Origin of the sequence: Trichococcus pasteurii (genome assembly GCF_900112935.1) — a bacterium.
GTDB lineage: Bacteria > Bacillota > Bacilli > Lactobacillales > Aerococcaceae > Trichococcus > Trichococcus pasteurii.
In genome coordinates this window covers 108801-132100 of sequence record NZ_FONM01000002.1, presented here as the reverse complement: position 1 = coordinate 132100, position 23300 = coordinate 108801, and the positions used below count along the sequence as shown (strand labels likewise).

Genomic DNA, 23300 nt, shown 5'->3' with positions numbered 1-23300 from the left:
TTCTCAACTAACGAACAAAAAGATCCAAAGAATGAACTTTCCTTTCTTTGAATCTTCCTATTTTCTTTCTATCATTGGCCAAAGAAAAATCTTTGAATATCATTCCAAGTGACGATGACCATCAGCAAGAGCAGAAGTCCCATTCCGACAGCTGTGATGATGCCTTCCTTCTCCGGATCCAGTGGCTTGCCTCTGATTCCTTCCACTACGTTCAGCAGCAGTTTTCCGCCATCCAAAGCCGGAATCGGCAACAGATTCACGACACCAAGGTTGATGCTCAAGTAAGCCAGGAAACTGAGCACGCTAAGAAAGCCATAATCAACGACTTGTTCGGTAGCCGCATAGATGGCGACAGGCCCGCCGAATGAATCAGCCTGGAAGCCGGTCCTGAACATGGCGAAGACCAGACCGAAAATGGAAGTGGCGATCACCCAGAACTCTTCGAATCCGTAACTGATTTTAGCCATCAAGGTGCGATCCATAGGGGGAGCGACACCGATCAAGCCATAGTCATTACCTTGCTCATCGGTTTTCGTGTCAGGCGTGACGAGGACATCACGTGCTTCCTGGCCGCCTGTCATGACTGTAAGTGTGATTTCGTTGCCCGGATTAGCTTGGATGGACGCAACCAGTTCCGTCCAATCGGCGATTTCCTCGCCATTCACAGCCAGCACTTCGTCATCTACCCGCAATCCGGCTGCCTGCGCCGGGCTTTCCGGTTGGATTTCCCCTAGCCGGTTATCGTTGACCGTAACTCCGCCTTGCACGAACGCAATCGTAATGAACACGGCGATACCCAAAATGAAATTATTCATCGGCCCCGCAAAGTTCGTCATCATCCGTTTCAGCAAAGGAGCTGATTGGTATTGCACATCGATGGGAGCGATCTGAACCTCCGTTCCGTCGGTTTCGATGATTGTCGCATCGCGTTTGACCGCATAGGTAACTGGTTCCGAACTTCCCGGAATGATCCCTTTTATGAAGAGTGCGTGTTCCAGATCAGCCTCCAGTAATTCTATCGGAACAGCCTGCAAATGCTGTTTGTTGCTTAAATCTATTTGAGTGACCTGTTGTGCTTCGTCAAGGGATATGTTAAGCGGCATACCGGGTTTCAACTCGTTGTCCTCATCCCCGATGCCGGCCATCCGCACATAACCGCCGATGGGCAGCATCCGGATCGTATAGGTTGTTCCGTTATTGCGATGAGAGAAGATTTTCGGTCCCATGCCGATTGCGAATTCACGAACCAAAATGCCAGCTTTTTTCGCAAAATAGAAATGGCCGAATTCATGGATGATCACTAATATGCTGAACACGATAATGAACGTTATGATTGTCTGAAACATGTAATCCCTCCCTTTCTTTATCTTGCCTTCGCTTTGTTAAAATATGAAATGCAGAAAAATATGGAACACAGGCATCACAAAAAGCGTGCTGTCGAACCGATCAAGCATACCGCCATGTCCGGGCAATATCTTCCCGGCATCCTTGACACCGAAGTAGCGTTTGAATGCCGATTCAACCAGATCACCCATCTGGCCGCAGACCGAAAGCAGGACAGCCAGCATGATCTGGAGTCCCATCGATAACCCCAGGGGATTGTAGTAATGGAAAAACACGATAGCGATCAACACAGCAGCGACCGATCCGCCGACGGAGCCTTCGATTGTTTTGTTGGGGCTGATTGCCGGTGCCAATTTGTTCTTGCCTATTTTTCTTCCGATCATGTAAGCGCCGATATCCGTCCCCCAGATGATGAACAGCACTAAAAGCACCATCCAAAAGCCGATATCCCTTGTCTGCATGAAATAATAAAATCCTCTCCCCACATAAAGGGAAGTCAGAACGGAAGCAGCTGCATCGTCAAATGAAAAATCATTTCTTGAGAACACTGTAAACACGAACAGTATCAACGCTTCCAAGTATATCAAAAGCATGGCATCAATGCCGTCAGGGATGAAGTGCAGATAGGATTCCGGCAACATCAAAAGGACGGTCGCCAAAGCAGTTATGATACCCTCCACACTGAAAATGGACATTTTTTTCATTTTCAATAATTCTTGGACTGCGATCAAGCCGATTGCTGTCATGAGCAATTGCAACGGCAGTCCCCCAAACCATAGGAATGGGATAAAAACGGCAGCAGCCAATACGCCTGTGATGACTCTTGTCTTCATATGTATCCTCCCTATATGCCGCCGAAGCGACGATTGCGATGCTGATATTCAGCTAACGCAGCCTGTAAGCTGGCTGTTGAAAAATCAGGCCAAAATTCCTCCGTGAAGTACATTTCGCTGTAGGCAGCCTGCCAAAGCAAAAAGTTGCTCAACCGGATTTCTCCGCTGGTGCGGATCAGCAAGTCGGGATCCTGCCATTCACCAAGTCCGCTTGTGAATAGATATCCAGCGAATACTTCATCAGTGATTGCGTCTGCTGAGAGTGTGCCCGATTCAACGTCGCGTGCAATCATTTTTGTGGCTTGAAGGATTTCAGCCCTGGAACCATAATTCAAAGCGAAATTCAAAATCAAACCGGTATTGTCTTTCGTTTTTTCGATCGCATTTTGCACGACCTTCAGCGTCTTCTCGGGCAATTGATCTATCCAGCCGATGGTCGTCACTTTGATGTTGTTCTGCATCAATTCCGGCATGAATACATCAAAAAAATCGATGGGCAAACCCATCAAAAACTTGACTTCATCAGTCGGACGTTTCCAGTTTTCTGTTGAAAAGGCATATAGCGTCAGTACCTTAATGTTCAGGCGACTTGCTTCTATGGCTATCCTTTTCACGGTATTCATGCCCTCTTTATGTCCGTAGACCCGCGGCATCAATTTATTCTTAGCCCAACGGCCGTTTCCGTCCATGATGATGGCGACATGGGCTGGAACGATGCCGTTCTCATCGAACGGCAAATCTGTTTTTGGATTCTCACTCTTGAATAGAGCCATGCTTTATCCCTCACTTTTTCGTAACTCTTTTTATTTTAACAAAAACCCGCCCGAATTCCTATGATTAACAGGAAATTATATAATTTTTAAAAAGAGCCAGGGCACAAATCATTCGAAATGATTTGCGCCCTGGCTGCTTTCCAACGGATGGAATTTTAAACGTCCAAAATTTCTTTTTCTTTGTCCGCTGTTATTTTGTCGATTTCTTTGGAAGATTTGTCGGTGAACTCTTGTACCTTCTTTTCGTAAGTGCGCAACTCGTCTTCTGTGATTTCTTTGTTCTTTTCTGCTTTTTTCAACGCTTCGATGGCATCGCGGCGGATATTGCGGATAGAGATCTTAGCCGCTTCATTTTCTTTGCCGACGGTTTTCGCCAACTCTTTGCGTCTTTCTGAAGTTAATGGCGGAATCACCAAACGGATGACGTTTCCGTCGTTGGCTGGGTTGATGCCCAAGTCGCTCTGGTAGATTGCGCGTTCGATATCACCGATACTGGATTTATCGTAAGGTGTTACCAACAACATGCGTCCTTCAGGAATCGTGATGGAAGCCAACTGATTCACTGGCGTGCTCGCTCCGTAGTATTCCACTTCGATGCGGTCCAATAAACTCGCATTCGCGCGGCCAGCCCGAATCGAGCCGAGTTCGCGGATCAGAGCAGCTTCCGTCTTTTTCATTCTTTCGAGCGCATTATCCAGGATTGCTTTAACCATGATTATTTCCCCCTAACAGTCGTTCCGATATCTTCTCCCATTATAACACGGCGAATATTCCCTTGTCTGTTTAAGTTAAATACAACCAGCGGGATGTCGTTATCCATGCTTAATGAGCTTGCTGTGGTATCCATTACTTGCAGTCCTTTGGAAATAACATCCAAATGAGTCAATTCAGAGAATTTTGTTGCGTTCAAATCCTTCATCGGATCGGATGAATAGACCCCATCAACATTGTTCTTAGCCATCAAAATAACGTCAGCATTGATTTCAGCGGCACGAAGGGCTGCTGTCGTGTCAGTAGAGAAGTATGGATTGCCGGTACCGGCAGCAAAGATCACAACGCGTCCTTTTTCAAGGTGACGGACAGCTCTTCTGCGGATATAAGGTTCAGCAATTTGTCTCATTTCGATGGAAGTCTGCACACGGGTAGGAACCCCTTCATTCTCCAGTGCATCCTGAAGAGCCAGAGAATTCATGACAGTCGCAAGCATACCCATATAGTCGGCTTGCGCTCTCTCCATACCCATTTCAGCGCCAGTCGTACCGCGCCAAATATTGCCTCCGCCCACAACGATAGCGATTTCCACGCCCAAGTCATGGACTTCTTTGATTTCTTTTACGATTTCTTCAATCGTCGGTGGGTTGATTCCGAAACCAGTGTTGCCCGCTAAAGCTTCACCACTTAGTTTTAAAACAACGCGTTTGTATTTTGGTTCACTCATTCTATATTTCCCTCCGTAATTGGCTGACCCCTGATCAATCAGGCTTATGACTATGATAAAAAAGCCCCAATTAAGGGGCAATTTTCATTATTTTTTGACTTGGCTCATAACTTCTTCTGCGAAGTCCACAGAGCGTTTTTCGATACCTTCGCCTACAGCGTAGCGGACGAATGATTTAACAGAGCCGCCTTTAGATGCAGCATATTGTGAAACTGTTTGATCTGGATCTTTAACAAAAGGTTGATCGTTCAATGAAATTTCGCTCAAGAATTTGTTCAAACGGCCTACGATCATTTTTTCAACGATGTTGGCTGGTTTGCCTTCGTTCAATGCTTGTTCAGTAAGAACTTTCTTCTCATGCTCAAGTTCTTCTGCAGAAACTTCGTCGCGAGAAACATATTTAGGATTGATGGCAGCGATGTGCATAGAGATGTCCTTAGCAGCATCAGCATCAGTAGATCCTTCCAATACTGTCAATACAGCGATACGTCCGCCTTGGTGCAGGTAAGCGCCGAAAGCATCAGCATCCGTTTTTTCAACGATAGTAAAACGACGCAAAGTAATTTTTTCGCCGATTACTGTAGTAGCGTTCAAGATAACATCGTTCAATGAACCCTCAGCAGTTTCGATTGCTAAAGCAGCTTCCAAAGTTTCTGGCTTGTTTTTAGCGATGATTGCTGTGATATCAGCTACCAAGTTTTGGAATTTGTCGTTTTTCGCAACAAAGTCAGTTTCTGCATTGATTTCAGCGATAACAGCTGTATTTCCGTCAACATATACGTTTGCAAGTCCTTCAGCAGCGATACGGTCAGCTTTTTTAGCTGCTTTTGCCATACCATTTTCTCTTAGGTAGTCAACCGCTTTGTCCATGTCGCCATCGACTTCTACTAGAGCTCTTTTAGCATCCATCATGCCTACGCCTGTCATGTCGCGTAATTCTTTAACCATTTTTGCTGTTACTTGTGCCATTCTATGATTCCTCCTGAATATTCTTTTTCATAAAAAAAACTGCCCCAAAGAGATAGAAAAGATGTCGGCTACCTAATTGGCTATATCTTTCTTCTTTTCTGAGACAGCTCGTTACTTCAAACTAAATAGGAAATATTATTCGTTGTCGCCTTCAACGACTTCAACGATTTCTTCTAATGAAGTTGCTTCATCAGCTTCAGCTGCAAAAGTTTCTTCAACAGAAATTTCAGCTTGATCATTTCCTTGGTTGCCTTCGATGAAAGCATCAGCCATTTTAGCAGTGATCAATTTAACTGCACGGATAGCATCATCATTTGAAGGGATTACTACGTCGATTTCATCTGGATCACAGTTAGTGTCAACCATAGCGACGATAGGAATGTTCAATTTGTGCGCTTCTTGAACAGCGATTCTTTCTTTTCTTGGGTCAACGATGAACATTACATCCGGGATTCTAGGCATATCTTTGATACCGCCCAAGAATTTTTCCAAACGTTCTTGTTCTTTTTTCAAGATTGAAACTTCTTTTTTAGGAAGTAGTTCGAAAGTGCCGTCTTCAGACATAGCTTCGATTGATTTCAAACGTTTGATACGTTTTTGGATAGTATCCCAGTTAGTCAAAGTACCACCTAACCAACGGTGATTTACGAAGAACTGACCTGAACGGATAGCTTCGTCTTTGATTGAATCTTGCGCTTGTTTTTTAGTCCCTACGAATAAAGCTACGCCGCCTTCTTCAGCAACGTTAAGCATATATTTGTATGCTTCGTCGACTAATTTCACAGTTTTTTGCAAGTCGATGATGTAGATACCGTTTCTTTCTGTGAAGATGTATCTCTTCATTTTTGGGTTCCAACGACGAGTCTGGTGACCGAAGTGTACGCCTGCTTCCAATAATTGTTTCATTGAAATTACTGCCATGTTTATTTCCTCCAAGTTTGTTTTTATTTTCCTCCCCTGATTTCTTCTACAGCAGAAACTCATCTTACGATAAGCAACGTCCGCCGTATCGATCAAGGTGTGAAATGTGGTTTTGCACCGTTGATAATTATATCGAATTACGCTGAAAGAAGCAAGTGTTTTTTCAGAAAATGAATAGCGGCAGCATCCTCACCGGATATTTCAGGATTGGATCCCCAGAATCTGCTTGATATCATCGTTCGTCAACCTTTGTCTGCTGAGCGCCTCTTCCCCTTCCGATACGATCAATTGATCAAAGAGCATTTTTTTGTCTTGCTGGAGTTGATTGATTTTCTCTTCGATGGTTCCTTCTGCGATGAATCGATACACTTGCACGTTTTTCTTTTGGCCGATGCGATGCGCTCTGCCTGCGGCTTGCTCTTCGACTGCCGGATTCCACCATAGATCAAAAAGGATCACCGTATCTGCGCCGGTCAGATTCAACCCGGTTCCGCCCGCTTTCAGGGAAATCAAAAAGACATCAGTCTGGCCTTCATTGAACTGGTTGACAAGCGTAATCCTTTCGGCAGGAGGGGTTTTCCCGCTGAGGTACAGATGACTTAAATTTTCCTTGGCCAACTCTGCTTCGATCAATTTCAGCATGGAAGTGAACTGTGAAAAAACCAAAACGTGCTGGTTGTTTTCTTGAGCGTTCTTCAAAATCTCGACCAGTTGTTCCAATTTACCCGATCCGCCCTCGTAGGCCACATCCACTAAGCGGGGATCGCAGCAGATTTGACGCAGACGGGTCAGCCCGGCCAAAATTTCCATGCGGTTCCGTTGGAAATCTTCACTGTCATAATCAGAAACCTTTTCCTGCAGTTGCTGCAGATAAGCCAAATACATGATTTTTTGGTCACGGTTGAGGCTGCTGTAGATATCCGCTTCCGATTTTTCGGGAAGGTCGCCCAACACATCCGCCTTCAGCCTGCGCAACATGAAGGGTTTGGCTGTTTTGGAAATGTCTTCGAGTGACATTTTTTTGAATTCCTGCAGTTTCGGGAACAACCCAGGCAAAATCAATTGGAAAATCGCCCAAAATTCCGTCACGCTGTTCTCGATTGGTGTTCCGCTCAAAGCGATATTGACCCGGGCATTCATTTTGGCTATCGCCCGGAACGTCTTCGTATTATAGTTGTTGACGTACTGGGATTCGTCCAGAATCATCGCGTAGAAATCACATTTTTGATAAGATTCGATGTCCTGACGGAAACTTTGATATGAGGTGATCGCAATGCCATTCTCCGGCAGCTGTGACAGTTGCTCTTCCCGTTCCTTTTTCACGCCGCTGATGACGCTTATCTCAAGCAAGGGCGCAAATTTTTGGAATTCGTATTTCCAGTTGTAGATCAGTGAAGCCGGCGCGATCACCAAAGCGGGTTTGCCTTCATTCTTCCCTTCCTCAACTTCGCTGAGCAGGAAGGTGATCAGCTGCAGCGTTTTGCCCAGTCCCATTTCATCGGCCAAAATACCGCCTAAGCCATAGTTGGCAAGGAATTTCAGCCATTTGAAGCCGGTGACTTGGTACGGACGCAAATCCGCCTGCAACGTTTTCGGCAGTTCAGCCGGGAACTCGTTCGGGTGCTTGATGAAATGATACAACTCATTAAGGAAATCTTGGCTGCCGACTTCAGGGTTCAGATCATTGATTTCTTTTTCAAGCGTCATGCTTTTGATCATCGGCATGGAGAGAGTCCCATCGTGAAGCTGAGACTCATCTTTGATCAACGAAAGGAAACGATTCATCTCCCTCATTGTTTCAGTCTCCAGAGACAGGATGCGCCCGTCTTCTGTTTTGTAATAGGCATCATTTTTTTTGAGGCTGTTCAATAATCTGTCTATTTCATTTTCCGAAATGCCACCGACATCAAAACGGATATCCAAGAAGGAATCCCTCGTTCTGCGTTGGACTGAAGTTGAAACTGCTGTGTTCTCGACTATCAGGTTCTGCAGATCCGGACTTAATTCGACCTCTGCATAGCGGCGCAAAGTTGGTATTTTTCTGTAAAGGAAGCTGAATAGGTCGACATCTTTTGTGGCCAGGAAGGATATTTGGTTTTCGATAATGTTGAATTCCAAATTTTCCAATACCTGCAGGATTCTTTCTTCGCCTATTGTGTCCCTGATCAGGAATTGCGACTCTGCTTTGGAGGCGCGGTTCTGTAGGAAGACCGTTTCCCCGTATTTGAAGAAAATTTCCCCTTTTATGCGCTTGGCAGGTCCACGGAAATGGATGGAGACAGTCAACGGCTCATCGATGATGTTGCGCTCCAGTTCCTCGCTGAAGTGCACCGATCCGATCTGTTTCAGCAATGGGATGACATAGGTCAGCAAATCCGATACGTCGGTCTCTTCGATTCCGATCACACTTGCATCCTCAAAACGTTTTTCAAAGAAAGAGAGGTACCCCAAAAGTTTATGCTGCTTCACACTGAGCGGATGGACTTTGTTGCCTTCAATCAACCAGTCATAATCCAACAGATGGATGATATTGTCCCGCTGGATGCGTAGCTCTATTCCTTTGCCTTTCTTTCCCAGCAGGAATTGATAGCCCGGTTTTTCGGGACTGATCTGCACATCCGGATACGTTTGATCGCCGGCAATCCATTCGACCCTGCCGGTTTGGATCAAATCAGCCAAAATGGAGTGCGCTGAACTCGGCGGAAGGATCAGATAGGAATCCAATTTTCTGGCCGTGACATTCAACAATTGCTTATTTAACGCAGCGGGTTGCTCTTCCAGTAACTTATGCAACCGGTAGATGATAGGCTGGTCCAATTCCTGTATCTTGACTGTCCGGAAAGCGATCACATCACCGAGGCGGTATTCCCATTTTTCTTGTTTGATGAATTGTTCCGTAAATTGTTCGATATTGGTGACCATGTAGGGTTTATCGACCCCTGCACGCAAGGACAGAGCCAATACATGCTCACCTGTGTTTTGCATCAGATTGTTTGGCTTCATGCGCAGAACCTGCAGCGTATACTGCACTAAAAAATCTGCTTGGGTGGTAAGACTTTGGGCGCCTTTGTTTTCTTGAAAGAAAATCTGCGTCAAGTCATTCACAAATTCTTGACCGGCAGTTTCCGCATCTACCTGAAACTGCTCAGCGCTGCTTTCCGTCAAAATACGGGTGCCGCATTTCTCTTTCAGATACAATTCAACAGCGATCGTATGCTTGCAATACTGGTGATTTTTCCAGTATTTGCACTGACATACATCCTGTTCTCTGGCTGTCCCGTCTAAGGTGACATGATACATTTTACTGCCGAGCACCTCACAATGCCAAACCTGGCTGTGGAAATCCGGTTGTACGGATAGCACGCGATCCTCATTCACATATTCGCGTCCCTCTTGTATCAACTTGTCCGGCATACTCCATTTCACGCAATCACTTCCTCTGCTTCTTGCTGTCCATCCTTTATTGTACTGCAATTCTGTCGAAAAATATACCTTCTTCCCCTTTAACGCCGGCCAGAGCGTAATATTTAACTTGAAATATTCCACAAACTATCCCATACTAATTAGCATAATGCTAAAGCAAAAGGAGCCCTGTCATGTTTTTTAAAACAGTCGTTATCATTGTGAGATTTCTGTTCCGTATCCTGAACGGGAAGACTGAAATCCAAAACAAAGAGTATATTCCCAAAGATACAGCTTTTATCCTTGCTGCACCTCACAGAAGTCTGCTGGATCCCATTTTCATTTCGTTTGGCGTATACCCGCATGTATTTTCCTCGATGGCGAAGCAAGAACTTTTCAAAGGTAAATTCATTACTTGGGTGCTCACTCACATGAACGCCTTCCCTGTCAATCGTGAAAACCCGGGTCCGAGCGCCCTGAAAAAGCCTGTTTCAATTTTGAAGGAGGGCAAAACCAATCTGCTGATCTTCCCTACCGGTTCGAGACATTCCGCGGAAATCAAAGGCGGAACTTCTTCCATAGCCAGGTTGGCCAATGTTCCGATCCTTCCGGTTGTCTATCAGGGTCCGCTCACATTCAAGGATCTGCTGAAACGCAAAAAAGCGACTGTCCGCTTCGGCAAGCCAATCTATCTGCCGAAGGAAAAGAGGATTTCCAGAGAAGAACTGGCTGCCTACGACGAATTGCTCGGAACCACCTTCCGCCAGTTGGATCAGGAGATCGATCCGAATTTCGTTTACGTAGCAAAATAACGCCAAGCAACATCGGCAATCTCCGATTCAATAACAAAAATACAAAAACAGCACCGGAAAAAAATTCCGGCGCTGTTTTTTTTATTTTGTACCAGCCAATCAATCGTTCATCGACTGCAGCATGTACATGTCATAATAGGTTCCCCGTTTTGCGATCAGTTCTTCATGCGTGCCTCTTTCGATGACGCGCCCTTTGTCCAGCACAAGAATCAGATGAGCATCCCGAATAGTGGACAGGCGATGCGCGATTGCAATCGTCGTTCGACCTTCACGCATTTTGCGCATACTTTCTTGGATCAGCAGCTCCGTTTCGGTATCGATATTGGCAGTCGCCTCGTCAAGGATGAGCACTTTCGGATCCCGCAAAATCGTCCGGGCAAACGAAATCAATTGTCTTTCGCCGCTTGAATAGCTGGCCCCGCGTTCGATCACTTTTGCATGGTAGCCTCCCGGCAGCGACTCGATGAATGAATCGGCATGCACAAATGCTGCCGCGGCCTCAATGTCCCGATCGCTGTATCCTTTGTTCATCAAACGGATATTGTGGGAGATGTCGCCGTAGAAAAGGAAGGAGTCCTGCAGGACCAAGCCTATTTTCGAGCGAATCTCGTCGATCGGATAAGTCTTGATGGATTTCCCGTCAATCAAAATATCGCCTTTCTCGAACTCGTAAAAACGCAGCAACACATTGATGATGGAGCTTTTGCCGCTGCCCGTATGCCCAACCAACGCAACCGTCTCGCCCGGATTGGCTGTAAAGCTGATGTCTTTGAGCACATCCTGTTTGCCGTCATAAGAGAAGGAAACATCTTTGAATTCGATCCTGCCCTGGATGATTTCCAATTCCGAATCTTCAGGTTGGCTTGGCGCCAATTCGGCATTATCCAGAACGCTCAGGACCCGTGAACTGGAGACGATGCCGTCCTGAAGGGCGCTGAGGTTATCCATCATCATCCCCATCGGACGGAAGAAATTTTGGATATAGGTAGTGAAAGCATAGATGACTCCCAGCTCCACGACGCCATTCAATGTCTGATAGCCAAACAACCAAAGGACGATCGCCAAAGCAATTGCCTGCAACAGATTGACGACCGGCATCAACATCAAAGCGTTCATCTGAACCATCGCTACGCGACCTTTGCTGTAGTCGTCATTGATTTGATCAAATTCCGCGCGCAGCCGCTTTTCTTGACGGAACTGCTGGATGATCGCCATGCCGGAAATCGATTCATTCAATTTCGTGTTCAGCTGGCTCAGCCTTTCGCGCATCGTACGGTAAACGCGCGTGCTGTATTTTTGATAATACCAAATCAGACCGGCCATTATCGGCACAAAAACGATGAAGAGAAGGGAAATCTGCTTATCCAATGTCCACATAGCGATGAACACAGTGACGATGCTGAAGATCCCTTCTGCCAAGGCCAAAAATACATTCCAGAATTCCTTGATGGTTTCTGTGTCATTGGTGACGCGCGAAACGATCGAACCGGCTGGCGTCGTATCGTAATAGCGCATCCCCAATTGATTGATCTTGCGGAAAACGGCATTGCGGATATTCTCAACGGTTTGTTCCGATGCCATGCTGAATATGTAACGCTGCAGATACGTGACCAACATCTTCAACAGGATGGAGCCCAGATAGGCCATCGCAAAAAATACGCTGATGTTGGTCGTGACATTGCCCACAGCAAGATAATCATCCATGTAAATTTGGATGATGCGCGGAGCCACCACATTCACTAATGATAACGCGATACTGAAAAGCAAAGCGATCAAAAATTGAAAGCGGAAAGGATGGGCAAATCGGAAGATTCTTTTGGTTACCCGGAGTTGCTCCTTCAATGGGATTGTCTTAGACCATGCTGATCCACTCATGCTTCATCCTTCCCTTCCAATTTGGTTTCGAGTTGCTGTTTTTCATACATCCTGCGGTACCAACCGTCCAATTCCATCAACTCATGATGGGTACCGCGTTCGACGATGCGCCCTTCATCAAGGACAATGATTTCATTCGCATGCATCACGCTGCTGATCCGATGGGCTGCGATGATCGTTGTCTGGTCGGCTCTTTTTTCCTTAAGCCCCGTCAGGATTGCTTCTTCGGTCTTCGCATCCACCGCGGATAAGGAATCATCCAGAATGAGCAGCTCCGGTTCGGTCACCAGAGCCCGCGCAATCGCTATCCGCTGTTTTTGCCCACCGGATAAGGAAACGCCCCTTTCGCCGACTAATGTATCATAACCATCGGGAAACCCGAGAATATCATGATGGATGGCAGTCAAAAGCGCAGCCTCTTCAACCTTTTGTTGGCTGATGGACGGATCAGCGAAACGGATGTTTTCCCTGACGTCAGAAGAGAACAAGAAGTTGTCCTGAGGAACGTAACCGATTCCGCTCAATAATGCATCCAATGAATAATCACGGATATCAATCCCGTTGTAGTTGATGCTGCCGGTATATTGGTCATACTCCCGCAACAGCAGGCGGAAAATCGTACTTTTGCCAGATCCGGTTCTGCCTACAATCCCTAATGTTTGTCCCTTCTCCAAATGGAAACCGACATCCTGGAGACTGATTTCTTCGCTGTTGGGGTAACTGAATGATGATACTTGAAAATCCAGATCACCTGTTACCGGAGTCCGGATGGCATTCTTCTGCTCCTGAATCGTTGATTTTTCCTTCAGAAGCTCATCGATCCTGCTGTAACTGGCACTTCCCCGTTCCAGCACATTGAACAATCTGCCTACCGCCAACATTGGCCATGCCATCATTCCGATGTAACTGATGAATGAGACCAACTGACCGATGCTGATGCTGCCTTCCACGACAAAACGTCCACCAAAGATGATTGTCAGCGCAAAAGAAAGTCCCAATATTAGTTGAATCGCTGGATCAAATAAGGCGTCGACCCTGTAGACAGCCTTATTTTTCGCGACGACATCCTTCGTCATCGCTTCGAAATCATGGATATCCTCTTCTTCTTCACCGAACGTCTTGATGACTTTGACACCGGATACGCTCTCTTGCGTTTTGTCATTCAGACTCGAGAAAGCCGCTTGCGCTTTGCGGAATCGTTTGTGCATCTTTTGTCCGAGGATCCTCGACACCAAGGTCAAAGCCGGCAACGGAATCATGGCGATGAGCGTCAAGCGCCAGTCGATCAAGAAAAACATTGTAAAAAGCGTAATACCGCCTGAAGAAATCGAATCCGCCAGTGTCAGTATGCCTGCGCCGGCGACCATGCGTATTGCATTCAAGTCATTCGTTGCATGCGCCATCAAATCGCCGGTCCTGTACTTTTGGAAGAAGACAGCATCCATTTCGGTGAAATGCTTGAACAATCGTGAACGAAGTATCTTTTCCAGTTCTGCCGAAGTCCCCCAAATCTTCATCCGCCAAATATAACGGAAGAGGTATTGCAGGACACCTGCGACCAATATGACCGCCGACCACTTCCACAAAGACGCCATCGTTAAAGTTCCCAGCGCAATTTCATCGATGATGATGCCGACGACCCGCGGCGAAACGACTTGAAGAATTGCGACAATTATCAGGAAAAAGACGCCCACAAAATAAGCTTTCCATTCCTGACGGAAAAACCAACTTAGCTTTTTGAAAATACTCACGTATATTACCCCTTTCTTACCTGTATTCAGACAAAATAAAAATGTGGAACCGTAAAGATCCACATTTTGTATATTATTTCATTAGTCTATTTCTTTTTCTTTGTTGATTGTGCTTTCATAGAAGCCATGATTTGTTTTACTTTTCTTTCGGATGGTTTTTGACCCATCTGCATCATCATAGAACGCAACATTTCTTCATTGATCGGTGGATTTTCTTCAAAATATTTTACCATATAACGTCTTGCAAGGAAAAATCCGCCAACCGCGCCTATTACTATTCCTAAAATGACCATCATTACCCATGCTGTTGTTGACACGTATTCATCCCCCTTTCCAAAGCATTCATTCATTAATTGTACTAAAGATTATGAGAAAAAGAAATAGCAATCACGGATAAATTTAGCAATTTTTCGAAAACGCTACAGCCGTTGCCGGTTTCGGGACAATTCCGAGCATATTCTTGCGTCATCCCTAAGAATATGCGAACATCTGTTTGATTTTTTGGATGATTAATGGTATCCTAAACTTATAAATATAGGATTACGGAGATGATGATCTCATGGTTAAAAATAAAGATTCACGCCAAATTGAAGTGCTTCAATACATTTATGAAGAAGTCCAGGAAAAGGGCTATCCACCGACCGTAAGGGAAATCGGGAATGCAGTAAAACTGTCTTCTACATCTACAGTGCATGGCCATCTGTCGCGTCTTGAAAAAAATGGGTTTATCCAGCGCGACCCTACAAAACCCCGTGCGATCGAACTGACTCAAGCTGGTCTGGATAAATTGGGGATCATGTCGGATAAAATGCCTTTGTTGGGTACCGTCACAGCCGGTGCACCCATACTGGCCGTGGAAGAGGCAACCGATTATTTCCCGGTTCCCCCTGATCTGAAATCCAATTCCGGATCTTTGTTCATGCTGAAGATCCGCGGAGACAGCATGATCGACGCCGGCATATTCGATGGCGACTCAGTCATCATCAGAAAACAAGCCACGGCTGAAAACGGTGATATCGTCATAGCCATGACGGACGATGATGAAGCGACCTGCAAACGATTCTACAAAGAAAACAACTACTACCGCCTGCAGCCAGAGAACGCGAGCATGGATCCGATCATTCTGGATTCTGTCCTCATCCTGGGCAAAGTAGTCGGTCTGTACCGGAATCACATCATTTAAAGAACAGTCCCCCGACTGACGCAAAAAGGCTGCCAACTCGGCAGCCTTTTTGCGTATTTATCCCAATTCGGATTGCTGTTGTTATCAGTATTCCATCAGCGTGAAGATGTCGTACCCTTGAATCAGGTCACGGCCCTTCAAGTCCAGCAGCTCGATCAGGAACGCCAAACCGACCACTTCTCCGCCTAATTTTTCCACCAATTCGATGGTTGCGGCTGTAGTACCGCCAGTTGCCAACAAATCATCACAAACCAGCACTTTGTCACCGGGCAGGATGGCGTCTTGATGCAATTGCAGTGTCGCTTTTCCGTATTCCAGACCGTAGGATACTTCTACAGTTTCGCGCGGCAATTTGCCTTTTTTGCGGGCCATCGCGAATCCGCAGCCTAATTCCACAGCGACCGGGCAGCCAACCATAAAGCCACGCGCTTCGGGTCCGACTACTTTATCGACATTCAAGTCTTGGGCATACTTCACAATTTCTTTGATCGAATAGCGGTAGGCTTCGCCGTTTGCCATCAAGGGCGAAATATCGCGGAAAATGATGCCTTGCTCCGGAAAATCTTTTACGTCAGCAATATATTGTTTCAAATCCATTTTATGTTCCTCCTAATTATTGTACCATCATCTGTTCATTCAACCATTTCGTCAGTTGTGAAAACGGGCTGTAGATGAATATCTTCTCAGCTTCCATTTTCTGCAGGCGATCTTTGTATACTTGCGTATCGTCTAAAGCCCTTTTGACGGGATTCTTGACCTCATTGATGAAACCATCGTCTATTGTAACAAATCCCGCCTCCAAAAACACTTGAATCATAAAAATGGCAAGATTTTTCTTGATTTTTAAGTAATCTGCCAAGGCATCTAACCGATTTCTCACATCGATGTCCTTATGGGAACGGATATACTGGTAAAATCTTGCAAACTGGTCTTTAGGAGGGACTCCATCCGCGTAAACGCTATTCGATTCATGAGAGACGACATACACGTTTTCGAACTGATTGCTCTTCAGGATATTCGCCAGCAGGTCCATCTTCAACGGACATTCGAAGAGCACAAGGTTCTTGGCGCTGACATCCTGCAAGGCGTCCGCTGTGTTGTCGGTGAGTAAGGCAGCGTTCGAACTGTTCGGGATGCGCTCATAAAATTGCTTCATGATGCCGGAAGTCGAAAATAGATACAAGGCATCTTCCACAGCCAATGCCGATTCTTGAATGACCGAACTCCTTTTGTCGAAAAACTGGACGTGTTTATTTTTGATGTCCTTCAGCTGCAGCTGCGGTTTCGCGCTGTCCCGCCAAACATTTATCGAAAGTTCACCGATGAGAGAAACGACATCCGCTTCGTTCAAGTGATTGCTGATGCTCCCCTTGTTGAAGCCGATCACATCCAGGAAGAGGTTCTTGTCCTTGAGCTTAAATTTAAGATGCTTGTTGTCGGCACCGATCTGTCTGATGTCCGTCAAGGGCACATTTTGGAAGCCGAACATAGGCTTTGGATTATCAGTCCCATACGGTTTCAGCAATTCCAATTCCTTCAAAAACTGCAAAGTGACATCGGCAAGAGGCAGGATGGCATCGATGTAAATGGATTCGCCCAATACAATCGCATCATGGTAGTGAGCCGCATAGCTGTTTATCTTTTCGGAGAAGGCGGATAAATCGGCGGCTGGGAGACTCATGCCTGCTGCCATTTTGTGCCCACCGAACTTCGTAAGCAAGTCTTTTGCATCGGTCAAAGCAGCATAGATATCCAACGCTTCAGTGCTGCGGGCCGACCCTTTCGCTATGCCGGTTTTTTCATCGATGCGGAATAGGATAGTCGGGCGCCCGAATTCCTCGACCAGCTTGCTTGCCACAATCCCGAGAACGCCCTCGTGCCAATGCTTGTTGCCTAACACAACAACATCCGGCATGTTTTCGTTCTTCGCCAGTTGGGCACTGGCTTCTTCATGGATGGATTGGACAATGCCTTGTCTCTCGACATTCTTTTCCTGTATGTAAGCAACCAGTTCAGCTATTTTTTCTTCGTCGAATGACAGCATCAGTTCAGCGCCCGGACCCGCATCCTCCAACCGACCGACTGCGTTCAAACGCGGTCCGATGATAAAACCGATGCTCTCTTCGTCCAAATTGGCTGCATCTATTCCTGCGGCTTCCATCAACGCAGCCAAACCGAGCCGATGCGTTTGTTTCATGACTTGCAGTCCCTGTTTCACAATCCATCGATTTTCGCCTGTCAAACTCACAAGGTCCGCAACGGTACCGATAGCGGCCAGATCAAGCGATTCGTATGGCATTTCTCCGAGCAGAGCTGCCGCAATTTTTAGGGCGACGCCAGCTCCGGAAAGATCCGGGAAAGGATACGTTCCGGCAGGATGTTTCGGGTGGATGACGGCGTACGCATCCGGCAAGGCAGCCGGCAATTCGTGATGGTCGGAAACAATGACGTCGACCCCCATTTTTTTTGCCATCGCTATTGGTTCGTGGCCGGAAACCCCGTTATCGCAAGTCAGGATCAGTTGCGCCCCGTTTTCGATCAATTTTTTGAATGCGGCAGCATTTGGGCCATACCCATCCGTGAAGCGATTCGGCAAATAATAGCCGACATTGCCGCCCAACACTTCGATCGTTTCCACAAGTATGCTGGTACTTGTGATACCATCCGCATCGTAGTCCCCGTAAACGACGATTTCCTCTCCCGTTTCAATAGCTTCAGTCAAGCGATGGATCGCTTTATCCATATCGTGCAGCAGATACGGATCATGGAATTCCATTTTGGCCCCATCGATGAAAGCTGTGATCTGTTCTTTTGTTTCCAGTCCCCGCTGCATGCAAAGCATGACGAATCTTTCTGATAAGCCTGTAGCCTGACTGATTTCCTTGCTTACAGAGTCATCAATTTCTGATTTGCGTATTTTCCAATTCATCTTTGACGATAACAATTTACCGACTCCTTACTTTATAAACTATATAAGCGCGCTGAGGCCCCCATTAATCCAAAAAAGACTAGAAGCTGAAATCGTTCTAGTCTTTTCTTTGTAACTTGAAGTGGCCATCAAATGAATCTCCGGCGCTGTTTTTATCATACTTTGCTCGGTTGATCCGGATTGCCAACTGTAAACTTTTTGATCAATTCTTCTTCAAGCGAATTGATTTTGCTGTCCTTCTGAGTCAATTGCGCCCTCAGATCGGTGAGTTGCTGTTCATACCCGGCTTTCGTCGCATCGACTGCTTTTTGGATTTCTTTCCCTTTTGCATCGATTTCAGCGCGCATCTGTTTGAACTCTTTGTTCTTCTTCGTCGCACTGCCTGTCGCAACCAATAAAGTGATGAGCGAGCCCATCAGGAGTGAAACCAGAATGACGATGATCAGAGGCCCATCGACAACGGCGAAACCAAAATTGACCGGCACAGAATCGACATTGAAAACGGCAAACAGCACAATGATGATGATCAAAATAATGCCCGCTACTAATCTCCATTGATTTTTCATACTAATCGCCCCACTCATTTTGATATTTCCCACTCTTATTATCATCTTTTTGCAGTTCCCTAGTCAACTTATAGCGCTTAGATGCAATCCGATTCTCAAAACAACTTAACTTTCTACGATTGTTTCGTTAAGGCTATCTCGAACTCATCATAATCATTGACGAGTTTCGTATTCGGAAAGACTTTGCGGGCATCCCGCTGCAACTGATGCGCATTGCCGTTCAGGTAACGGGCACTGATGTGGGTCAAATAAAGCTGGTCGGCGTTTGCTTCTTTGGCTACGTTGGCCGCGTCGATGCACGTAGAATGGAAATAATCCGACGCGATCGCTTGGTCTTCTTTCCCGAAGGTGCTCTCGTGAACCAGCACATCGGCATTTCTGGCCAAAACGACCGTATTTTTCGTTCTTCTTGTGTCGCCCAAAATCGTTACGACGCGTCCTTTAGTCGTTTTTCCGATAAAGTCCAGCCCGTTGATGGTTCTCCCATCCGGCAAAACAACAGTCTCCCCGTTTTTAAGTTTCCCGTAGAGCGGTCCTGCGGGAACATCCATCTCTTTGAGCTTATCGGCCTGCAATTCGCCTGGGTAGTCGGCCTCTTCGACACGGTACCCGTAAGAAACGATGCCGTGATTCAGTTTTGCGCAACTCACACGGAACTGCTCATCTTCAAACACAACGCCATCTTCAGTTATTTCGTGAAAAAAGATCGGATAGCGCAAGTGGGACTGGGATATGCGCAGACTGGTCAGCACAAATTCCTTGATTCCGACAGGGCCATAGATGTTCAAGGGAGTATTGCCGCCTTGAAAAGCCCTGCTGCTCAAAAATCCCGGCAGTCCGAATATATGATCTCCATGCAGATGGGTGATGAAGATCTTTTCAACTTTCCTGGGTCGGATGGTTGTTTTGAGCACACGTTGCTGTGTCCCTTCCCCGCAGTCAAAAAGCCAGATGGCATTGCGTTCATCCAACAGTTTTAACGCGATGCTGGAAAGATTTCTGCTGGTGGAAGGAACACCGGCTCCGGTGCCTAAAAATTGAATTTTCATAATCAATTGCTCCCATTTTCATCATTTAATTCTTGATAGATTTCCTCTGCCACAAAAAGAGCTAATTGTTGCGCGCCAGTCGGATTCGGATGGACTTGATCCTCCAGAAGCCACTCATCGTGTCCGCTGCTGTAGGCGTTCCAATCCAGAATATGGACATTGGAATGGTTGCTTTCGGCAAGCGCCAACTGCTCGTTAACGCTGTCCTTCCAGATTCTCGGTACATTCGTCGTGAGGAAGAACAGATTCCGGGAAGTCCCGACTTCCTTTATGAAAGTTTCCATTTGCCTCTGAGTGAAAGTCCCGTTGGAACCCAGAAAGACCACAACCGTATCCTGCAATTTTTCCCTTTTTTCCAAGTCAGCAATCACAGCAGGAGTTTGGTAAAGTTGTCTGCTGACGGCACCCTCCACAACCGCTTGACCGAATATCGTCACCAGTTGATCCGCGACGGAGAGCAACACGGAGTCGCCTATGAAGGTAATATCCGCATCATGGGCGAACAACACGGTCTCTCGTTCGAGCCCTTCGATATTGTTGATGGCCCTGCTGCGGGCGGAATCGTCACGATTGATTTCTTCCATTTTGCTCTGGCTGGCTGCGATCTGCTCACGCAATTGCTGCACTGCGGCATTTTCGCCGGATTTTGCTTGGGCAAATCCCGTCAGAGCAATCATCAGCAGACAGAAACTGATGATTGCAGCGAGTTTTTCCGGCAAATGCCCAGTAAAACCCCGGGATCCTGAAAGTTTCATTCGGGCAAAAGTATCGGCAAGTCGCCAAGACTGCACAAACGGGACTTTCCAACGCTCTTTTTCGAATAATTGGTAACCTGTTTCGGAAAGACTGAGGATGAGTACCAGCTGAATCAAAACATGGCGACCGGGATCAACGCTCGTATCGACTACTTTTGCTTGATAAAGGGCAATGACAGGATAGTACCAGAGATACAGCAGGAAACTCCGCCTGCCGAGCCACTGAATCGGTTTGAACCTCATCATTCTTGAAATGCCTGTTGCCGGATGTGCTGTTAAGGCAACTGCAACGCCGATGATGACGCTGTTGAGATACATCCCGCCTCTGTAAGTGAATGTCTGGCTATCCAGCATATTGCTGAACATTACGCCGAGAACAGCGTAGCTCAACAAACCGGCGAACGTCAATCTTCGGACAAGCTGCTTCGGCACCGGTTCATCCAGCCTCTCTAACGGCCACACAACCGAAAGCGCACTGCCGATCATAAACGAAAACAGGCGCGTGTCCGTCCCAAAATAGACGCGCGAAGCGTCCTCTCCAGGTACATACAGCATCGCCATCGCAAGGGCAGAAAACAAAGAAAGTCCGACCGCTGTGTAGAGGATTATCCGTTTATCTTTGTACAACGCCAACAGCAACAACACAATCAGTGGCCAGATGACATAGAATTGGCTTACGACCGAAAAGAACCAGAGATGCATGAACGGTGACTGCACATAGAATTGTTCAAAATACGAACCACCAACGGAAATTTGCCACCAGTTGTTGACCATCCCCAATGACGAAAGGAGCCAGGGCCGCAAATTCAGCAAGAGGTCCCTTTGGAACAAAGTGATATATGCGGTCACCGCTATCAACATCCATAACAACGGAAGGAACAGCCTGTGAAACCTTCTGGCCAAATAGCGCTTGTAAGCCATTTTACCCTTTTGGCCGTATTCTTCAATCACCGACGATGTGATGAAAAAACCGGTCAGGACGAAAAAAATGTTAACAGCCAAGTAGCCGCCAGGCAAAACATGAGGCATCAAATGATAGAAAATGATGGCAATAATCGCAAGCGCCCGCATCCCATCCAATGGAATGGAGCGTTTCTGTAATGTCACGATAATTATCCCCCATTTATTGATACTGGTGATGCTTTTTAATCGACGAACTCAAAATGGTAGGTCATGATGCGGACCATGTCGCCATCTTTCGCTCCCTTAGCCCTCAGTTTTTCATCCACGCCCATTTGACGCAATTGACGCGCGAAACGCATGATGCTTTCGTCATGAGCAAAATTGGTCATGTTGAATAATTTTTCTAATCTTTCGCCGCCCAATACCCATGTGGAATCAGGATCGCGTCCGATAGTGAATTGTTCTTGATTTTCTTCGAATTTGTAAAGGACGGATGTTTCGACTTCTTCTTCGTCGAATAATGGGAACTCAGGCGTTTCCTTCAGAACTTCAGCAGTGTAATCCAACAATTCGGCTACGCCGGTCGTTGACCAGGCTGAAATCGGGAAAATTCTTGGCGCTTCGGCATCACCAAACTTTTCGGCGATTTTCTGTTTGAAGACTTCAAGATTTTCTTCCGCTTCCGCCACATCCATTTTGTTGGCTACAATGACTGTCGGTCTTTCCAGCAAACGCAATTGGTAACTTTCCAATTCTTTGTTGATTTTTTCATAGTCATCGAAAGGATCTCTGCCTTCCGTGCCCCCCATATCGATGACATGCAGAATGACTCTTGTGCGCTCGATGTGGCGCAAAAATTGGATTCCCAGACCGACGCCTTGGGACGCGCCCTCGATCAACCCCGGCAAATCGGCCATGACAAACTCTTCTCCACTGCGTGTTTGGACCATACCTAAATTGGGCACAAGGGTAGTGAAGTGATAGGCTGCGATTTTTGGTTTAGCTTTTGACACGATCGACAGCAATGTCGATTTACCTACTGACGGGAAGCCTACCAAACCGACATCCGCGATGATTTTCAGCTCAAGCTCCAACTCCAGCTCTTGCCCAGGTTCACCGTTTTCGGCGATTTCGGGTGCAGGGTTCCTCGCAGTGGCAAAACGGTTATTCCCGCGACCGCCACGTCCGCCTTTTGCGACTACAGCCTGTTGTCCAGCTTCCGTCAGATCAGCGATGAGTTCTTTTGTTTCCGCATTGCGCACAATCGTACCTGGCGGAACTCTGACTATTGTGTCTTTTGCTCCGCGGCCGAACATGCTCTTGCTCATGCCGTTTTCGCCGGGCTTACCTCTGAAATTGCGGTTATAACGGAAATCCAATAACGTGCGCAGACCTGGATCCACTTCAAATATGATGCTTCCTCCACGGCCGCCATCGCCACCTGCAGGACCCCCATCGGGAACATACTTTTCGCGACGGAACGCTACCATTCCGTCGCCGCCTTTACCGGCTTTTACATGCACTTTTGCATGATCTAAAAACATTGACATCTTTTTTCCCCCTTGGAAAACTGTTCGGCACTCTATATGCCGAACAAAATGATTCGATTGGCCCAAATTTTTCAAATGCGCTTCCGCAGTCAAAAAGTTGGACAGTTATCTTTAACAAATAATTTGCGCTTCTTTCTTTTGAACCGCTCATTCTTCCCTCTTAATTTACCATATTAACCAAAAAACGAAAAGAAAATACAGTATGGGAGGTCTTGATCCAACCATCGCCCGGCGAAAGACAAAATGA

Annotated in this window: 19 protein-coding genes; 2 read left to right on the top strand and 17 right to left on the bottom strand. The window is 46.5% G+C overall.

Going from position 1 to position 23300, the window contains the following annotated elements; all coding sequences use genetic code 11:
• Positions 1-71: 71 nt before the first annotated feature.
• The 8 genes from rseP to BM184_RS02945 form a co-directional block, all read right to left on the bottom strand.
• Positions 72-1346, bottom strand: coding sequence for an RIP metalloprotease RseP (rseP, locus tag BM184_RS02980; RefSeq protein WP_086941378.1), 1275 nt, complete (start codon positions 1344-1346; stop codon positions 72-74).
• Between the two features lie 36 nt (positions 1347-1382).
• Positions 1383-2177: a phosphatidate cytidylyltransferase gene (locus BM184_RS02975; protein WP_086941377.1), complete on the bottom strand. Its 795-nt coding sequence runs from the start codon at positions 2175-2177 to the stop codon at positions 1383-1385.
• An 11-nt stretch (positions 2178-2188) separates the two neighbouring features.
• Positions 2189-2950 carry an isoprenyl transferase gene (locus BM184_RS02970; protein ID WP_086941376.1) on the bottom strand — a complete coding sequence of 254 codons (762 nt, stop codon included), beginning with the start codon at positions 2948-2950 and terminating at the stop codon, positions 2189-2191.
• A gap of 155 nt (positions 2951-3105) precedes the next feature.
• Positions 3106-3663 carry a ribosome recycling factor gene (gene frr, locus BM184_RS02965; protein WP_086941375.1) on the bottom strand — a complete coding sequence of 186 codons (558 nt, stop codon included), beginning with the start codon at positions 3661-3663 and terminating at the stop codon, positions 3106-3108.
• A gap of 2 nt (positions 3664-3665) precedes the next feature.
• Complete coding sequence (pyrH, locus tag BM184_RS02960) at positions 3666-4388, bottom strand: UMP kinase (protein WP_086941374.1); 723 nt, start codon at positions 4386-4388, stop codon at positions 3666-3668.
• An 87-nt stretch (positions 4389-4475) separates the two neighbouring features.
• Positions 4476-5357 (bottom strand): translation elongation factor Ts, encoded by an 882-nt coding sequence (gene tsf, locus BM184_RS02955; RefSeq protein ID WP_086941373.1) that lies wholly within the window; start codon positions 5355-5357, stop codon positions 4476-4478.
• Positions 5358-5492: 135 nt separating this feature from the next.
• Positions 5493-6278 (bottom strand): 30S ribosomal protein S2, encoded by a 786-nt coding sequence (gene rpsB / locus BM184_RS02950; RefSeq protein WP_068559617.1) that lies wholly within the window; start codon positions 6276-6278, stop codon positions 5493-5495.
• A 201-nt stretch (positions 6279-6479) separates the two neighbouring features.
• Complete coding sequence (locus BM184_RS02945) at positions 6480-9704, bottom strand: DEAD/DEAH box helicase (RefSeq protein ID WP_086941372.1); 3225 nt, start codon at positions 9702-9704, stop codon at positions 6480-6482.
• Positions 9705-9874: 170 nt separating this feature from the next.
• Here BM184_RS02945 and BM184_RS02940 point away from each other — a divergent pair, with 170 nt between their 5' ends.
• A complete protein-coding gene (locus tag BM184_RS02940; RefSeq protein WP_086941371.1) occupies positions 9875-10492 on the top strand; it encodes a lysophospholipid acyltransferase family protein in 618 nt (205 codons plus the stop codon).
• A gap of 99 nt (positions 10493-10591) precedes the next feature.
• Here the strand turns inward: BM184_RS02940 and BM184_RS02935 are convergent, their stop codons facing one another.
• The 3 genes from BM184_RS02935 to BM184_RS02925 all read right to left on the bottom strand — a co-directional run bounded on the left by BM184_RS02935 (position 10592) and on the right by BM184_RS02925 (position 14435).
• A complete protein-coding gene (locus tag BM184_RS02935) occupies positions 10592-12367 on the bottom strand; it encodes an ABC transporter ATP-binding protein (RefSeq protein ID WP_086941370.1) in 1776 nt (591 codons plus the stop codon).
• Positions 12364-14118 (bottom strand): ABC transporter ATP-binding protein, encoded by a 1755-nt coding sequence (locus tag BM184_RS02930; protein ID WP_086941369.1) that lies wholly within the window; start codon positions 14116-14118, stop codon positions 12364-12366. The genes BM184_RS02935 and BM184_RS02930 overlap by 4 nt, the downstream gene beginning before the upstream one ends.
• 86 nt (positions 14119-14204) lie before the next feature.
• The gene (locus tag BM184_RS02925; protein WP_068559628.1) at positions 14205-14435 is read right to left on the bottom strand and encodes a YneF family protein; all 231 of its coding nucleotides are present in this window, start codon (positions 14433-14435) and stop codon (positions 14205-14207) included.
• 242 nt (positions 14436-14677) lie between these two features.
• Here BM184_RS02925 and lexA point away from each other — a divergent pair, with 242 nt between their 5' ends.
• Positions 14678-15301 carry a transcriptional repressor LexA gene (gene lexA / locus BM184_RS02920; RefSeq protein ID WP_086941367.1) on the top strand — a complete coding sequence of 208 codons (624 nt, stop codon included), beginning with the start codon at positions 14678-14680 and terminating at the stop codon, positions 15299-15301.
• Positions 15302-15385: 84 nt separating this feature from the next.
• On the opposite strand, the gene BM184_RS02915 is transcribed toward lexA, so the two are convergent.
• From BM184_RS02915 to obgE, 6 genes are all read right to left on the bottom strand, one after another.
• On the bottom strand, positions 15386-15898 hold the full coding sequence (locus BM184_RS02915; RefSeq protein WP_086627861.1) for an adenine phosphoribosyltransferase: 513 nt from the start codon (positions 15896-15898) through the stop codon (positions 15386-15388).
• Between the two features lie 16 nt (positions 15899-15914).
• Positions 15915-18245 carry a single-stranded-DNA-specific exonuclease RecJ gene (recJ, locus tag BM184_RS02910; RefSeq protein ID WP_143091103.1) on the bottom strand — a complete coding sequence of 777 codons (2331 nt, stop codon included), beginning with the start codon at positions 18243-18245 and terminating at the stop codon, positions 15915-15917.
• 140 nt (positions 18246-18385) lie between these two features.
• Entirely contained in the window at positions 18386-18796 is a 411-nt protein-coding gene (locus BM184_RS02905; RefSeq protein WP_086941365.1) for a lipopolysaccharide assembly protein LapA domain-containing protein, read from the bottom strand.
• A gap of 113 nt (positions 18797-18909) precedes the next feature.
• Positions 18910-19845, bottom strand: coding sequence for a ribonuclease Z (gene rnz / locus BM184_RS02900; protein ID WP_086941364.1), 936 nt, complete (start codon positions 19843-19845; stop codon positions 18910-18912).
• 2 nt (positions 19846-19847) lie between these two features.
• Positions 19848-21707 (bottom strand): acyltransferase family protein, encoded by a 1860-nt coding sequence (locus BM184_RS02895; RefSeq protein ID WP_086941363.1) that lies wholly within the window; start codon positions 21705-21707, stop codon positions 19848-19850.
• Between the two features lie 38 nt (positions 21708-21745).
• Positions 21746-23053 carry a GTPase ObgE gene (gene obgE / locus BM184_RS02890; RefSeq protein WP_086941362.1) on the bottom strand — a complete coding sequence of 436 codons (1308 nt, stop codon included), beginning with the start codon at positions 23051-23053 and terminating at the stop codon, positions 21746-21748.
• Between the last annotated feature and the right edge of the window lie 247 nt (positions 23054-23300).

Coding starts and splice junctions, on each gene's coding strand:
- rpsB (WP_068559617.1), bottom strand. CDS start 6,278: ATGGCAGTAATTTCAATGAAACAATTATTGGAAGCAGGCGTACACTTC.
- BM184_RS02940 (WP_086941371.1), top strand. CDS start 9,875: ATGTTTTTTAAAACAGTCGTTATCATTGTGAGATTTCTGTTCCGTATC.
- BM184_RS02975 (WP_086941377.1), bottom strand. CDS start 2,177: ATGAAGACAAGAGTCATCACAGGCGTATTGGCTGCTGCCGTTTTTATC.
- BM184_RS02915 (WP_086627861.1), bottom strand. CDS start 15,898: ATGGATTTGAAACAATATATTGCTGACGTAAAAGATTTTCCGGAGCAA.
- BM184_RS02935 (WP_086941370.1), bottom strand. CDS start 12,367: ATGAGTGGATCAGCATGGTCTAAGACAATCCCATTGAAGGAGCAACTC.
- pyrH (WP_086941374.1), bottom strand. CDS start 4,388: ATGAGTGAACCAAAATACAAACGCGTTGTTTTAAAACTAAGTGGTGAA.
- obgE (WP_086941362.1), bottom strand. CDS start 23,053: ATGTCAATGTTTTTAGATCATGCAAAAGTGCATGTAAAAGCCGGTAAA.
- BM184_RS02905 (WP_086941365.1), bottom strand. CDS start 18,796: ATGAAAAATCAATGGAGATTAGTAGCGGGCATTATTTTGATCATCATC.
- lexA (WP_086941367.1), top strand. CDS start 14,678: ATGGTTAAAAATAAAGATTCACGCCAAATTGAAGTGCTTCAATACATT.
- rseP (WP_086941378.1), bottom strand. CDS start 1,346: ATGTTTCAGACAATCATAACGTTCATTATCGTGTTCAGCATATTAGTG.
- tsf (WP_086941373.1), bottom strand. CDS start 5,357: ATGGCACAAGTAACAGCAAAAATGGTTAAAGAATTACGCGACATGACA.
- BM184_RS02970 (WP_086941376.1), bottom strand. CDS start 2,950: ATGGCTCTATTCAAGAGTGAGAATCCAAAAACAGATTTGCCGTTCGAT.
- frr (WP_086941375.1), bottom strand. CDS start 3,663: ATGGTTAAAGCAATCCTGGATAATGCGCTCGAAAGAATGAAAAAGACG.
- rnz (WP_086941364.1), bottom strand. CDS start 19,845: ATGAAAATTCAATTTTTAGGCACCGGAGCCGGTGTTCCTTCCACCAGC.